This is a genomic window from Chitinophagales bacterium (assembly GCA_040877935.1).
Taxonomy (GTDB): Bacteria; Bacteroidota; Bacteroidia; order Chitinophagales; family CAIOSU01; genus JBBDNB01.
This window is the reverse complement of record JBBDNB010000009.1, coordinates 1-14426: the sequence shown is the minus strand read 5'-3', so window position 1 is coordinate 14426 and position 14426 is coordinate 1. Positions and strand designations below refer to the sequence as shown.

The 14426-nt window shown below is 40.6% G+C and carries 8 protein-coding genes; 7 read left to right on the top strand and 1 reads right to left on the bottom strand.

Features of this window, described 5'->3' with window-relative positions:
• Positions 1 to 27 precede the first annotated feature (27 nt).
• Genes WD048_02385 through WD048_02370 form a run of 4 tightly spaced genes read left to right on the top strand, consistent with a single transcriptional unit; the run spans position 28 to position 4824 of the window.
• Entirely contained in the window at positions 28 to 1167 is a 1140-nt protein-coding gene (locus tag WD048_02385) for a fibrobacter succinogenes major paralogous domain-containing protein (GenBank protein ID MEX0811035.1), read from the top strand.
• A gap of 18 nt (positions 1168 to 1185) precedes the next feature.
• Positions 1186 to 3141, top strand: a complete 1956-nt coding sequence (locus WD048_02380; protein MEX0811034.1) for a T9SS type A sorting domain-containing protein — start codon at positions 1186 to 1188, stop codon at positions 3139 to 3141.
• Between the two features lie 17 nt (positions 3142 to 3158).
• Positions 3159 to 4433 carry a M43 family zinc metalloprotease gene (locus WD048_02375; protein MEX0811033.1) on the top strand — a complete coding sequence of 425 codons (1275 nt, stop codon included), beginning with the start codon at positions 3159 to 3161 and terminating at the stop codon, positions 4431 to 4433.
• 4 nt (positions 4434 to 4437) lie between these two features.
• Positions 4438 to 4824: a hypothetical protein gene (locus tag WD048_02370; GenBank protein MEX0811032.1), complete on the top strand. Its 387-nt coding sequence runs from the start codon at positions 4438 to 4440 to the stop codon at positions 4822 to 4824.
• A gap of 158 nt (positions 4825 to 4982) precedes the next feature.
• Here the strand turns inward: WD048_02370 and WD048_02365 are convergent, their stop codons facing one another.
• The gene (locus WD048_02365) at positions 4983 to 8207 is read right to left on the bottom strand and encodes a M1 family metallopeptidase (protein MEX0811031.1); all 3225 of its coding nucleotides are present in this window, start codon (positions 8205 to 8207) and stop codon (positions 4983 to 4985) included.
• A 35-nt stretch (positions 8208 to 8242) separates the two neighbouring features.
• On the opposite strand from WD048_02365, the gene dprA reads away from it, so the two are divergent.
• From dprA to WD048_02350, 3 genes are all read left to right on the top strand, one after another.
• Positions 8243 to 9340, top strand: coding sequence for a DNA-processing protein DprA (gene dprA, locus WD048_02360; protein ID MEX0811030.1), 1098 nt, complete (start codon positions 8243 to 8245; stop codon positions 9338 to 9340).
• A gap of 495 nt (positions 9341 to 9835) precedes the next feature.
• The gene (gene pckA / locus WD048_02355) at positions 9836 to 11449 is read left to right on the top strand and encodes a phosphoenolpyruvate carboxykinase (ATP) (GenBank protein ID MEX0811029.1); all 1614 of its coding nucleotides are present in this window, start codon (positions 9836 to 9838) and stop codon (positions 11447 to 11449) included.
• Positions 11450 to 12142: 693 nt separating this feature from the next.
• On the top strand, positions 12143 to 14426 hold a 2284-nt coding region (locus WD048_02350; protein MEX0811028.1), incomplete at its 3' end, for an HYR domain-containing protein.

Sequence of the window (14426 nt, the reverse complement as noted above, 5' to 3'; positions counted from 1 at the left end):
TTCTGGCTTGAGAAAAGCTTATAGCTTATGAGAATACTAATCTTGATTTTTTTAACCTGTGCTTTACTTTTTGCATACGGATGCAAAAAAGAAGAAGCCCTCTACACATGTATCAGCGGCAATTGTGTAGAAACCGATAATGGTGATTATGCCTCCAAGGAAGATTGTCAAAGCTTTTGTAGGGCATGGGGAGATATTTTGGTGTGGACTTCGATAGACAATCCTTGTCCCGGAGCTATTTTATTTGATAAGCAAATTGAAGTTTTTCTTGATGGTAGTTCTATTGGTACAATTACGGAGAATTATCAGTCAGCTCCACTATGCGGATCAAGTGGAACTTTAACTAAAGAATACCCGGTTGGCACCTACAATCTTACGGCAAAGTGCTCTTATGATGAGAATACTACCTGGGGGCCTTTCAATGTAACTATAAATGAAGGCAGTTGCACCAGGTTTGAAATTTCTGAAACAGTGGGCGGCCCTTATGCCTGTATCAATGGAAACTGCAGCTCCGATCCTTCCGGTACTTATGCCACGCTTTCAGATTGCCAAAACGAATGCAGCACCGTTACATGTCCGTCCTCCGTTTCTGATATTGACGGCAATACCTACCTGGTAGTGAGAATAGGCAACCAATGCTGGACCGCTTCCAACCTGAAAACTTTAAAATACCGGGACGGAACCGACATTCCCAATATTCCGGACGATAACCAATGGATAGCAACGAGTTCGGGAGCCTGGTGCTATTACGATAACAATAGCAGCAACAATACACCTTATGGTAAATTGTACAACTGGGATGCCATTAACGACAGTCGGGGAATATGCCCCACCGGATGGCATGTACCCACTGATGCGGAATGGAGCGAAATGACCTCGTTTATTTCCTCCGTAACCGGCAATGAACCGGGCAATTACCTGAAAACCACTACCGGATGGCAAAACAGTGGAAACGGCAACGATCAATATGACTTTTCAGCCTACCCTGCCGGCAACCGATTTGCTTCACTATTCGAAGACAAAGGCGAGCTGGCATTATGGTGGACTGCTACGGATTATGATGGCTTTAATGCCCGAACCCGAATGATAGACTATAGTAGTAGCTACGTTTTTAGGGATTTTGAAAACCATTGGAACGGCCTCTCGTGTAGGTGCGTGATGGATTAATTTAAAAATTAAAATGTTATGAAAAAAGCAATAGGTTTTATCTGGATTTTAATATTTTTTGGAGTTTTTTTGCATGCAAAAACACCTGATTTTGAGTGGGTATACCAATTAGATAATCAAAGTCATCACCCCCCTTCTATCACTACTGATGAGGCAGGAAATTTATATGTTGCTGGTTCATTTCACGGTACAGTCCAGTTTGGCCCGAGCACAATTACCGCAAGTGGTTCACCTGACGCTTATGTCCTAAAAATGGATTCAAATAGCAATATAATTTGGGTCCGACACATAGTAGGTAGCCCGGTTTATTATATTAATGCGACACCAAGTGTATATATTAATTCTGTTGGCACTGATAATCAAGGTAATATCATAGTTGGAGGAGACTTTAACGCAAAAATTGAGTTTTTTCAAATTGCTTCATTAACAACATCTGGCGATTTCGATGGTTTTATTTTGAAGTTAGATGATAACGGCAACTATTTATGGAGTACAAACTTTGGTTCATTGAATTCACCCGAATACAATAGTAATAAATCAGTTGTAATGGATAATTATGGCAATATCTTTGCGACTGGTGTTCAGGAATCATATAGTGGTAAAGAAGGTGGTTTTATCACTAAGTTTAATTCGAATGGTGATTTACTATGGGATGCTAAATTTATTTCTGGTGGTTCCACCATAAGTTTTCTTAGATGCTATTCAATTGCGTTAGATATTCACTCAAACGTATATGCTACAGGACAATTCCTGGGTACTGCTGATTTTAATCCAGATTGGTTCCAACAGTATATTTTAGAATCAGATTATGGAACAAGTTCAGGCGGCTCATGGGGATCGACTGATAAATTCATAATAAAATTAGATTCTGCCGGAAATTTGGTTTGGGCAAAAAATCTAAAAGGCAGGTATGATATATATGTGCAACACATTGCAGTAGATCAGGCTTCCAATATCTATACAGTTGGAGGTTTTGAGGATGTAGTTGACTTTGATCCAGGGGCTGGAGTTTTTAATTTATCAACGCCAAATAATATTTTTAATACCTATGTGCTTAAATGTGACTCAAATGGAAATTTTATCTGGGCAAAAAGCTTTTATGGAAGTGATCTTAATAGACCAAGATCTGTTGCTTTGGATGGTTATGATAATGTTTATCTCACTGGACGATTTAAAGGTTTGTTGGATTTTAACACCAACCCTAGTCAAAATGATGTGCTAATATCAGATTCAACAGCCGCAACTTATATATCAAAGCTTGATTCAGAAGGAAACTTGTTCTGGTCACTGCCACTAAAAGTAACGAGCGGGAGTGGCGGAGGAGTAATACCAAATTCCTTGTCTATAGGGTATCTTGGAGAAATATTTTCATCAGGTATTTTTTCTACTTCAAGAAACAATCCTGTTGATTTTGACCCTGGAACTGGCAAATACGAATTGCTTTCTACTCTTCCTAGTTACGATGATAGCTATATACATAAAATGACTCAATGTTTTGTTGATCTATCAGTAACTAACAAAGAACCAACTTTAATTGCTAATGCGACAGGAGTGAGTTATCAATGGATTGATTGTAATAACAATAGCCTTTTGAGTGGGGAAACCAATCAAAGTTTTACAGCAACAATAAACGGAAGCTATGCTGTAATTATAACCGGAAATATATGCACAGATACATCTTTGTGTTTTAAAATTAATAGCTTAAATACCAATAATACAAATGATAAGTATAGTAGTAACCACATTGAACTTTATCCCAACCCCACCCAAAGCAACCTCACCATATCCACTGAAACAGTGCTGCACAATGCCACTCTCAGCCTGATAGATATACAAGGTCGCAGACAAACCATTAAAAACAATCTAAGTGGCAACCACTTTACGCTTGACCTCAGCACTTATGCCCCGGGCATATATTTTGTGGAGCTGTTGTCAGCCGGTAAGTCGTATAGGGAGAAAGTAGTGAAGCATTAATAATTAAAACAGATATCATGAAACAGGGAGTTTTATTGACACTACTGCTCATTACAGTAATGAGTATAAACGCACAAAAATGTACAACAATGGAGCGTTGGGAATGCATTAAAACTAAGCATCCGAATGCTGAACATCGAATGCAACAGCTTGAATTAAAAACACAAAAATGGATTGAGAAATACAAAGGGAAAAAGAAGCGCTCGTCAATTATTACTATTCCGGTAGTTGTACACGTATTATATCATACAAGCACGGAAAACATTACTGATGCACAAATTTTTTCTCAAATAGAAGCACTTAACTGGGATTTTAGATTACAAAATGAAGACTCACTTATGCCGACACATCCTTTTTGGATTTACTCTGCTGATTGCGGAATTGAGTTTTGTTTAGCACAACAAGATCCAGAAGGAAATCCTACAACTGGCATTACCCGCACCTATACAGATTCGAGTTACTTTTCGGGTTATGACTATGAAAAATTTGATGCAACTGGTGGTAAGGATAATTGGGACCCTACTAAATATCTGAATTTCTGGGTTTGCAATTTAGATGGCTCAGATGGCACTTTAGGATATGCTTCATTTCCTTCAGAGTTATCCACCGATCCTGAATTAGATGGCATTGTCATTGATTTTAGGGCATTTGGTTATACTGGTACTGCAGGAACCGATGGATTTGAAGCAAATGATTATGGTAGAACTGCGGTCCATGAAGTTGGACATTGGTTAAACCTGTTTCATATATGGGGTGATGATGTTTGTGGTGACGATTTGGTTGCCGACACTCCCCCTCAGGAAGAGGACAATTCAGGCTGCCCAACATTCCCGGCTTTTCCATTTAATGGCTGTGGAAGCGATGCTAATGGAGAAATGTATATGAACTATATGGATTATGTAGATGATACTTGTATGGTTATGTTCACATTTGGTCAAGCCGATAGGATGGATGCTGCATTGCTTAATGCAAGATCGGCAATTTTGAGTTCTCAGGGATGTTCTACTCCTGTTGGTATTGCAACAAATAACAAAGATGAATTTGAGATTGAGTTGTTTCCTAATCCTTCTAACGGAATCTTTTATCTCAATGTGTTGAATAAAATGGCAACAGACGTCCATATTGTAGTTTTTAATATTCATGGAGCGCTGGTACATGAGTTCTATAAACCGGAGTTATCTGCTATTGAAAATTTAAGGATTGATCTGAGCAATAAGTTACAAGGAGTATATTTGGTCTCTATTAAAATTGGAAATAATACAGTCAATAAAAAAGGTATAATAAAAAACTAATCAAATGATTAAAATAGCTTATGTAATCCTAGTTAGTTTACTTGTAAATGCTTGCAACAACAGTAAGAACATTAATATCACCTCAAGTACAAAAAACGATGGTACAGATATTAATTATGGTTTAGTGGTTTCGTTTTACAGCCCGGGCAACGGTATAGATCATAAAACGAAAAACAAGTTTGTTGAGTTTATCAGCAATTATAAGGTGAAGATAGACTATGAAAAAGCATCTTGGGGTAAGGAAGGTGAAATAGATTTTTGCATACTGCTTACTGATTTAACAAAACAGGAAAAAGTAGATTTTATACAAGAATCAAAAGATTTATTAGCTAAATCAAGTAAGGTGCGTGTTTATGAAAATGCTCCTTGTCGTCATAAGGAAAGTCCATGATATTAATTCATTAACCAGAACAAATAGAATAGAAGAAGCATGCCAATAGCATTGCCGGCTTTAATAAAAATAGAAGAAGGTGGAATTTACATTCCTAATGCTTTTACACTAAATGGAGATGGGATAAAAAATCATAAAAAAACCAGCATCACAAATCCCTAAAAACTCCTACTCACACCCACCACAAACCGAAACTGCACATTGTCTTCCAGGGCAGGGGCATGGCTAAGGTAAAAGGGCACATCAAAGCGGATGCTCAGGGGCTTGATAGTTTCCAATGGACCAAAGCGCTTTATGGTCAATACCGTTCCTGCTCCGGCATCCATGCGAGGCTGGGCAAATTCATTTTCCCCTCCGGCATTGTAGTGCAGGATGCCCCCATCGGCAAAAAGATAGGTATCGATATGGATGTATTTGTTCCAGCGTTTGGGTCGCCAGTTGATGATATTGTCAAAATCCAGCTCCAGGTTGATGGCCGCACCTGATTGTCCTTTATAGGCTAGATAAGTATTCCCATCATGTTCCTCGGTAATCAGATAGTTGGCATAGCCCCGCAAGTTCAATCCACCCCCGGCATGAAAGGGAGAAGTCTCAGCGCCAAAGCCCGACCAAGAAGGCGGGAAATAGCCCTGGCTGCGGGTGAAAGCATTGTCCATCATTTCCTCATTATTGGCACCTGCGGCAAACAACATCGATTCCGGTGCGGGATTGCTGCCCGTTCCTATTCTGCCGTACAATCGGCTGCGCAGTTCAAAGCGCCATAGATCGGTTTCCTGTTTTGATTCAAAGGCAGCGTAGTGGTAATCGAAATCGCTGAACAGCGCACTGCTGCGGATGTACAGCGACAGATCGCCTTTCACCTTTCCTTTTTTATAATGATAGCCCAGCTCAAGATTCAGCGAATTGTTCAGCTTTTCGGCAATCCATTCATTGGGATAATGCAGGTAATTCAACTTTTCAGCCCTCGGACGATTGAGAGAGCGCACGGAAATGGCATAGCTGAAATTGCTCGGGAAATTCTGCCCAAATTTCAGCTCATAAGCTTCCAGTCCTTCCAAATATTGCGACCATACGGAAATCTCACCGCCTTTGATGCGCTTGTTTAGTCCCGTGCTGTAGCGAAAGCGGTAATTGATTTTGTCGAATTTTTTGGTTTTGCCCTCGGGGTAGAAAAAGCGGGAACTGCTGCCCTGCAACAATCCTGTTCCGCCCCAAATACCCAGTTCAAACTTGTGCTTATAGCGCATATAATGCCCGCTCCAAACCAGTCCTGGTCTCAAGCCATCGTAGGCATTCCACCAGAGATCGGGGCGCATGTACATCGTGTATTTTTTGCGCGTGGGCAGCCATTGCCTCACAAAGCCATCCAATCGGAAATCCACTTTGCCGCGAATAGTATTGTCCGGTCGGTAAATATCCGCCAAACGGTAACTCGGGTCAATAATGGCGTTTTTCAATTTGCCCGGCACTTCCACTTCGGCCGTATAGGTTTTTTGCAATTTGTCCCAACCAATCCAGCGATCCAGCGTTTTGGCATCGGTTTCTTTTTCAAACCAAGTATTGGGAATATAATATTTTACGGAGTCGCCTTCTTTTGTAGTCAATAGCAAATCGATGGGCTGTTGTTGCCGTTCTTTTCTTTTGATGGTAATATCATAGGTATAGCCCGAATCCGTTTTCCCGGTTTTCTTCACTTTCTTAATGGCATAATCCACGCGTTTATCCGTTTCCAGCCACTGATCAAAAAACCAATTGAGATCCACGCCCCCGGCACCATCTTTAAAAGCCTGTCGCATATCATCAAAATAAGGATGGGCAATGGACCAAGTGCTTACGTAATTTTGAATGGCCTTTTGAAAAAGGGAATCTCCAAGTACATATTGCAAATTGTAGAGCATGGCTGCCGTTTTGTAATACACATGCCGGTATCCGCCACCATGACGAATGGCTCCGTGAAATCCATCCGAGTGCGTATTCAAATGAGCATCCTGATGGCGAATCGCATCTGCCAGATAGCCATAATACACCCTGACTTCACGATTTTCCAGCGAATCCTTAAAGCGGGCGGAATAGCCTTCATAGGGATAATGTTTGCGGTTTTTACCGTCTAATTTTTCCAATGCCCATGCCGTGAGAAATTGGGTAAAACCTTCGTCCAAAGCAGCTCGATAGGTTTCATTGGAGCCGAGCATCCCATAAAACCAATTGTGCCCGATCTCGTGGGCAATCAACCCTCTATTGCTGGGATCTTTTCCTCCGCAAAGCGTCAGCATGGGATATTCCATACCATCTTCGGCATCGGCCACCACCATCTTGGGATAGGCATACATGCCAAAATCCTCGGAGTAAATCTGTACAATATCTGCCGTGAGTTGGGCAACATTCTGCCAGCCGGAAGCGTGCTGCTCCATTACCAATGCCACGCATTCTATATCATTCCAATAGGCGGTGCCAATGCGATAACTCGGATCGGCCGTAAAGGCGAAATTGTGCACGTTCTCTGCATGGAATTTCCAGATTTTCCTTTCCGTGGAATCATAGGGTATGATTACCGAAGGTTTTTCATTCCAGGGCTTGTCCTTGAAATTGGAGATGTCCAGTTTTTGGCGCAGCGAATCGGGCAACATTTCTTCTCGATTGAGCAAGTTTCCGGTAGCTTCTACTATGTAATTAGATGGGAAATTCAGGCTTACTTCAAAAGTCCCGAAATTGGAATAAAACTCGCGACCTAAATGCTGATCGGTCTGCCAGCCAAATTTTTTGTCATATACTGCAATTTTCGGATACCAATGCACGCCATTGTAATGTTTGTTGCCAAAATGCTCGAACTGCTTCATTCTCCTGCGAATGCTGCCGTAGTCAAAATAGGTTTTGAATGCTATGTCAAAGCTTGTGCTGCCACCGGGTAAAATTGGCTCGGCCAGTTTGATGCGCAAAACGGTGCTTTCCTGTTCTATTTCCAGCGCCTTTCCATTTTGCTCCATTTTTTCGATTTCCGTGCCCAGGCCTTCGGCTTCGTATTCCCCGAATTTTACTTTCCTGCCATTGGCTTGGTAAAGCTTGTGGTAATAAGATTCCGGCTGAAAGGCTTCCTGGTAGAGAATGAAAAATACTTCATGTAAGGTGTCTGGCGAATTGTTCCAATAGGTCAATTTTTGAGTGGCATCCAGAATATTAGTTTGGTCATTGATGTAGGCATCGATTTCGTAACGCACATCCTGTTGCCAGTAGCCCTCATGCGGTTTTTTGTTTTTCCAGTACCAGGGATTGTCCGGGTTTTGGTAGGTATTGGGCGGTTGCAATGGGTTGTGCTGGGCATTTACTCCTTGAAAAATTAACAATAAGGCAAACAAGCTGATAAAGCGCATATTTATTATTTTCATCCTTTGATTATTATTTCTATCGCAAAAATAGGCAATTGAGTAAAGAAGAATTAAAATACCTGATCGCTTTAGGTCTTTTGCCCGGAATAGGCCCGGTGAAGGCGCGCAATATTATGGCGCATTTCGGTGGGGTTGACCAGGTTTTTGAAAATCAAAATGACTTGATCCAACTGATCCCGAAATTAAAAAAAGCTGAAAAGGGAGTTATCGGGGAAGCCATAGAAAGAGCCCATCAGGAAGTTGAGTGGGCGGAGAAAAATAATGTCCAGCTCATTTCCTATTTGGACAAGGCTTTTCCGTATCGTTTAAAAAACACCTACGACCATCCCCTTGTGCTGTTTTACAAAGGCAATACAGATTTGAATAACAGAAAGGTTATTGGAATTGTGGGTACACGCAATGCCACCAATTATGGCAAAAAAGCGGTGCGCGAAATTATAGAGGCCATTGCACCTTATAAGCCCCTTGTGATAAGTGGTTTGGCCTATGGAATTGATATTGCCGCGCATACTGCTGCATTGGATAAGGAATTGGATACAGTGGCAGTTCTGGGGCATGGCTTGCATACGATTTACCCCTCGGTGCACAGGAATATTGCCGCAAAAATGACCAATCAGGGCGGCTTACTTACCGAATTTATGTCGGATTCTAAATTTGAAAAGGAGAATTTTCCCAAGCGCAATCGAATTGTGGCCGGAATGTTGGATGCATTAATTGTTGTTGAGACCAAAAAGAAAGGCGGCTCAATGATTACGGCTGAAATAGCTTTCAGTTGTAACAGGGATGTTTTTGCAGTCCCCGGGAATTACGATCAGGAAAATTCGCAGGGCTGTAATTACCTGATAAAAATTTTGAAGGCCCAGATATTGGATGATCCGGCAAAATTTCCCGAGCAGATGGCCTGGCAGGACATAAAGGGTATGCAAAAAAATGCGCAGTATGAATTGCCGCTTGATTTGAAAAATGAAGAACTTAAAGTAATTGATTTGCTGAAAGAAAATGCAGAAATACCCATTGATCAATTGAGCATAAAATCTGGCTACAGCAATAGTTTTTTAGCAGGAATGTTGCTTGAACTCGAATTCAAAGGTTTGATCACCCAATTGCCGGGCAAAATCTACAAGTTGAGTTAAAAAATTGAATCCGATTTATAAATCTGGAAATTCTTTGAAAGAAGGTTCAGGTGTAGCTATTCCCCAAAAATAAAACTTCAACAATATTTCCTGCTTTTAAAAAAGCATTTATTAGTTGTTAAGTTTTAATATAATCTGAGTTTTGAAATTATTTAGGGCTCAGAATGCCTGAAAATAGTGAGATTCGACTGGAAATATTGATATAATAGCGGGCTATTTTGAGATATTTCCAGAAAGAAGATTGCTGTTTTCTGGCATTAAATAATCCATAAAACCCAATATACAGCGTTGTATCCCCGTCCGAATGGAAGCGTTCGAGCGGGTATGCGGTTTTTCCCGATAGATATTCACAAATGTTTCTTTCTTACTTGTCTTTGCCTCTGGCAGGTTGCATTTTAATAAATTTCTGAGCTTTTAAATAATTATCGAACTCAGGTTAATAGGGCATGGGGAAATTTATTTAACTTTGACACCTTATAATCAAAAAAAGCAGTCATGGTAGAAGCAGGGCTCAAAAATCCCGCAGCGAAACTAGAAGATCTTGGATTGGGAAAAGCGAAGAAGGCCTATTGGAATTTAACCCCGGCAGAGCTGACAGAACATACGCTGGGTAAAAATCTTGGTGTATTGAATGATACCGGTGCACTGGTAGTCAACACTGGTGAATTCACCGGAAGATCTCCGAAAGATCGTTTTATTGTAAAAGACGATTATACGGAATCAGCAGTTGATTGGGGCGCAGTAAACCTGCCTTTTGACCCGGATAAATTTGATCGCCTTTACAAAAAAGTAACGGCATACTTTGATGACAAAGAGTTGTATGTAAGAGATGCGTATGCTTGTGCCGATGACAAATACCGCTTGAATATCCGGGTGGTCACTGAATTCCCCTGGCAGAATATGTTTGCATCGAATATGTTTTTGCGCCCTTCACGCGAAGAGATCAAAAAGGCGGAACCGGATTGGCATGTGATAGCCGCACCGGGTTTTATGGCAGATGCTGAAGAAGACGCAACAAGACAGCACAATTTTGCCATCATTAATTTTACCAAGAAAACAGTGATTATTGGCGGAACGGCTTATACCGGTGAGATCAAAAAAGGCATTTTCTCGGTATTGAACTTTATTTTGCCTTTTGAACACAATGTGCTTGCTATGCACTGTTCCTCAAATATTGGGGAGAAGGGTGATGTAGCGGTGTTTTTTGGATTGTCCGGTACCGGAAAAACAACACTTTCTGCCGATCCCAGAAGGGAATTGATAGGCGATGATGAACATGGTTGGTCTGAAGATGCGGTATTCAACTTTGAAGGAGGATGCTACGCAAAATGTATTGACCTTAGCGCTGAAAAAGAACCTGAAATTTACGGAGCTATAAAATTTGGAGCTATCCTTGAGAATGTAAAGTTTTTTGAAGGTACGCGAACTGTAAACTATGAAGACACCAGCATTACAGAAAATACCAGGGTGTCTTATCCTATACACCATATTTACAATGCTGTGGAGCCATCCAAAGGTGGAATTCCCAAAAACATATTCTTCCTGACTGCTGATGCCTTTGGCGTTTTGCCTCCGATCTCTAAATTAACTCCGGGGCAGGCTATGTTTCATTTTATTTCGGGCTATACAGCTAAAGTTGCCGGAACTGAAGAAGGAGTAACAGAACCTCAGGCCACTTTTTCAGCCTGTTTTGGCGCGCCATTTTTGCCATTGCACCCCACCAAATATGCAGAAATGCTGGGCAGGAAAATGAAAGAGAACAAAGTGAATGTGTGGCTGGTGAATACCGGCTGGACAGGCGGCCCCTATGGTGTTGGTAGAAGAATGAAGTTGAAATATACCCGTGCCATGATTACAGCAGCATTGAATGGTGGTTTGAATGGAGTGGAGTATAAAGCACACCCTGTATTTGGTGTTGAAGTGCCATTGACTTTTCCCGGTGTTCCTGCAGAAGTATTAAACCCACGTGATACATGGTCTGATAAAGAGGCATATGATAAAAAGGCAAACGTACTTGCGGAAAAATTCAATAAAAACTTTGAAAAATTTGAATCAGAAGCCAGTGAAGAAATTTTAAAAGCTTTACCAAAACCTTCTGTTGGAATTTGATATTAAATTTAAACATACAACATATTGACCCCGGATTTTTCCGGGGTTTTTTATTGCTGAATATTTTTTCAGTTCATATCAAATTGTTTTTCAGCATTTGTATAATCGAAATATTCCGGCTTTCAGTTTAATTCAAATTATAATAAGCAATTGGACTTAAGCATTAACTTTAGACAGTTTTAAAGCAATTGAATTGTTAAATTTCTATTGTTATTTCCAAGAGCAGTTAAATTATTTTTGGGTTAATAAAATAAGATAACATTCATCACCTCTTAATTGACAAGCTTTTTAACAGTTTTTTTGTAATTTTAATGTATGGAAAATCTTACTGGTATTTTTACTTAGAAAGAAATACTTGATTTTTTTAGTTATCAAGATTACATTGCCTTGAAATATTAGTTTTAATTATTAGCTTTGTGTCCCGAAAAATAAAGAGGACACTTTTTAAGTGACTTAAATGATATTTAATTTTATTGACGAAATTTCAATTGAGCTAATAACTATGAATTTGAGGTATCTTTTTTTGTTTTTTACGTATAAAGTAGTATAAAACTGATTGAACCATAAGAATTTTACTTAAACTTAATTTCCACATTACACCAACTATCAGATATGAAAATAACTAACGTGTCTTCTAAGGAAAGCCAATCCCTTCTAAGTGGTTTTGCTGAAAGTAATACAAAAATAAAAAGTATGAAACTGAAATACATTAACCTGCTTGTCGGGTTTTTTATGCTATTGTTTAGCACTACAGGCGTTTTTGCGCAATCAAGCACCTGTGAGCCTGGCGCGGTTAACAATGCCAGTAATGATCCCTGGACCGGTGAGTGTTATTTAAACAACTCCTGTGGTATTCAGGGTAATCCCTGTACTGCCAATGATGTAAACATGGCAGGTGTTTACCTGGCTGATCAAAATGGTGACCCACTTCCGATTTTCAGCACAGGACAACAAGTGGATGTATATCTTTGGGGTACCTTTATTAATGGAACCGGTACCAACAGATATGCTGTAAGAACAAGTTCGGAAGTTTATATTGATGGTAGTTTTAGTACTTTGATCAGTGATTGTTCTTTTGATGTTTTGTCTCCCGGCCAGTTTGATGCAGTGCTTTTAGGGCCCATCACATTTACTTATGGCCAGGAAATAGAAATGATAAACACCTGGGTGGCTTGGTCAACTTCTGCTGGCGCACAATGTTCTAATCCTGGGGGGGCAGGGTATGTTTCACAATGTGGGGATTATTCACCTTCTAAATGTGCTAGAAATTTTGCCCCGGTTTCAGTTTTGATACCAAATTTCACTTACTCTTGTGGTGAGTTTACCTCTTCTACTACTGAAGTATGTTTTCAGGAACTCACATCTGGAGGAACCCCGCCATATACGTATTCATGGGATTTTGGTGATGGGGGGTCATCTACTGCGGCTAATCCATGTCATATCTATAATTCCACTACCAATGTATATGATGCAGTACTCACTATTACTGATGCTGAAGGAACAACAGCCTCTGCTATCTTGGAAGTAGATTTGGGAAATTTATTCTGTCCCGATCCAAGTGTAAGTATCAGCAAATCTGTTGATCCTTTTACTTATAGTCATGCCAACGAGGAAATTACCTATACCATTGTTGTAAGCAATACCGGTAATGTTGATCTGTTCGATATTGAAGTAACTGACCCTTTAACAGGTTTAGATTCCACCATTAGTACAATTACTGTGGGTAACAGTGCAACAATAATAGAAAGTTATTTTATTACTTCAGGCGATTTGAATCTGGATTCAATCCAGAATATTGCTTCTGTTTTTACTATCTATAATGGCAATCCATATGAAGATGAGGATACTGCTGTAATATATAATGAACCTCTTGATATCGTAGCAGTGAATGATACTGCTGGCCCTGTTAATGGTTTAAGTGGAGCAACTGCTGTTTTGAATGTATTTGACAATGACAGTTTGGGTGGCCAGCTGTTAAATCCTGCCGATGTAAATTTAACAGAGTTAACACCCGATCCAAGTGGAAACCTTACTCTTAACCCCGATGGAACTGTTGATGTAGCTTCGAATACGCCTGCGGGTACATATCAGTTGACCTATGAAATTTGTGAAGATGCCAATCCTGGCAATTGCGACCAGGCTACGGTTTATGTTTATGTAATTACATGTCCTTCTGATGCTAATCAAACCAATGATGCCGGTTTGTGTGGTGCACAAGTGACATTGCCCGGCCCCGCTGTGGGAGACGGAGCTGGAATTGATAACATCACCAATGATTATAACAACACTTCAGATGCAAGTGATTTTTACCCGGTAGGAAATACAAATGTTGTTTATACAATCACAACTATAAATGGAGGGCAAACGACTTGCTCAATTACTGTGACTGTAACAGACAACGAAGATCCAACAATCTCTTGCCCAGCGGATATTACCCAAACAGCAGACGCAGGCGTATGTGAAGCAGCTGTAACAGTTCCCGCCCCTTCAACAGATGACAACTGTGGCGTACAATCAGTGACCAATGACTACAATGGTACTGCTGATGCGAGCGATACCTATCCGGTTGGAACAACAACGGTAACCTATACCGTAACCGATATCCACGGCAATACAGCCACTTGTACTTTTGACGTAACGATCACGGACGATGAAAACCCAACTATTTCTTGTCCTTCGGATATTACCCAAACAGCAGACGCAGGCGTATGTGAAGCAGCTGTAACAGTTCCCGCCCCTTCAACAGATGACAACTGTGGCGTACAATCAGTGACCAATGACTACAATGGTACTGCTGATGCGAGCGATACCTATCCGGTTGGAACAACAACGGTAACCTATACCGTAACCGATATCCACGGCAATACAGCCACTTGTACTTTTGACGTGACGATCACGGATGATGAGAATCCATCAATTACTTGTCCATCTGACATCACCCAAACAGCGGATGTAGGCGTATGCGAGGCAGCAGTGA

Coding starts and splice junctions, on each gene's coding strand:
- WD048_02385 (MEX0811035.1), top strand. CDS start 28: ATGAGAATACTAATCTTGATTTTTTTAACCTGTGCTTTACTTTTTGCA.
- WD048_02370 (MEX0811032.1), top strand. CDS start 4,438: ATGATTAAAATAGCTTATGTAATCCTAGTTAGTTTACTTGTAAATGCT.
- WD048_02365 (MEX0811031.1), bottom strand. CDS start 8,207: ATGAAAATAATAAATATGCGCTTTATCAGCTTGTTTGCCTTATTGTTA.
- WD048_02375 (MEX0811033.1), top strand. CDS start 3,159: ATGAAACAGGGAGTTTTATTGACACTACTGCTCATTACAGTAATGAGT.
- pckA (MEX0811029.1), top strand. CDS start 9,836: ATGGTAGAAGCAGGGCTCAAAAATCCCGCAGCGAAACTAGAAGATCTT.
- WD048_02380 (MEX0811034.1), top strand. CDS start 1,186: ATGAAAAAAGCAATAGGTTTTATCTGGATTTTAATATTTTTTGGAGTT.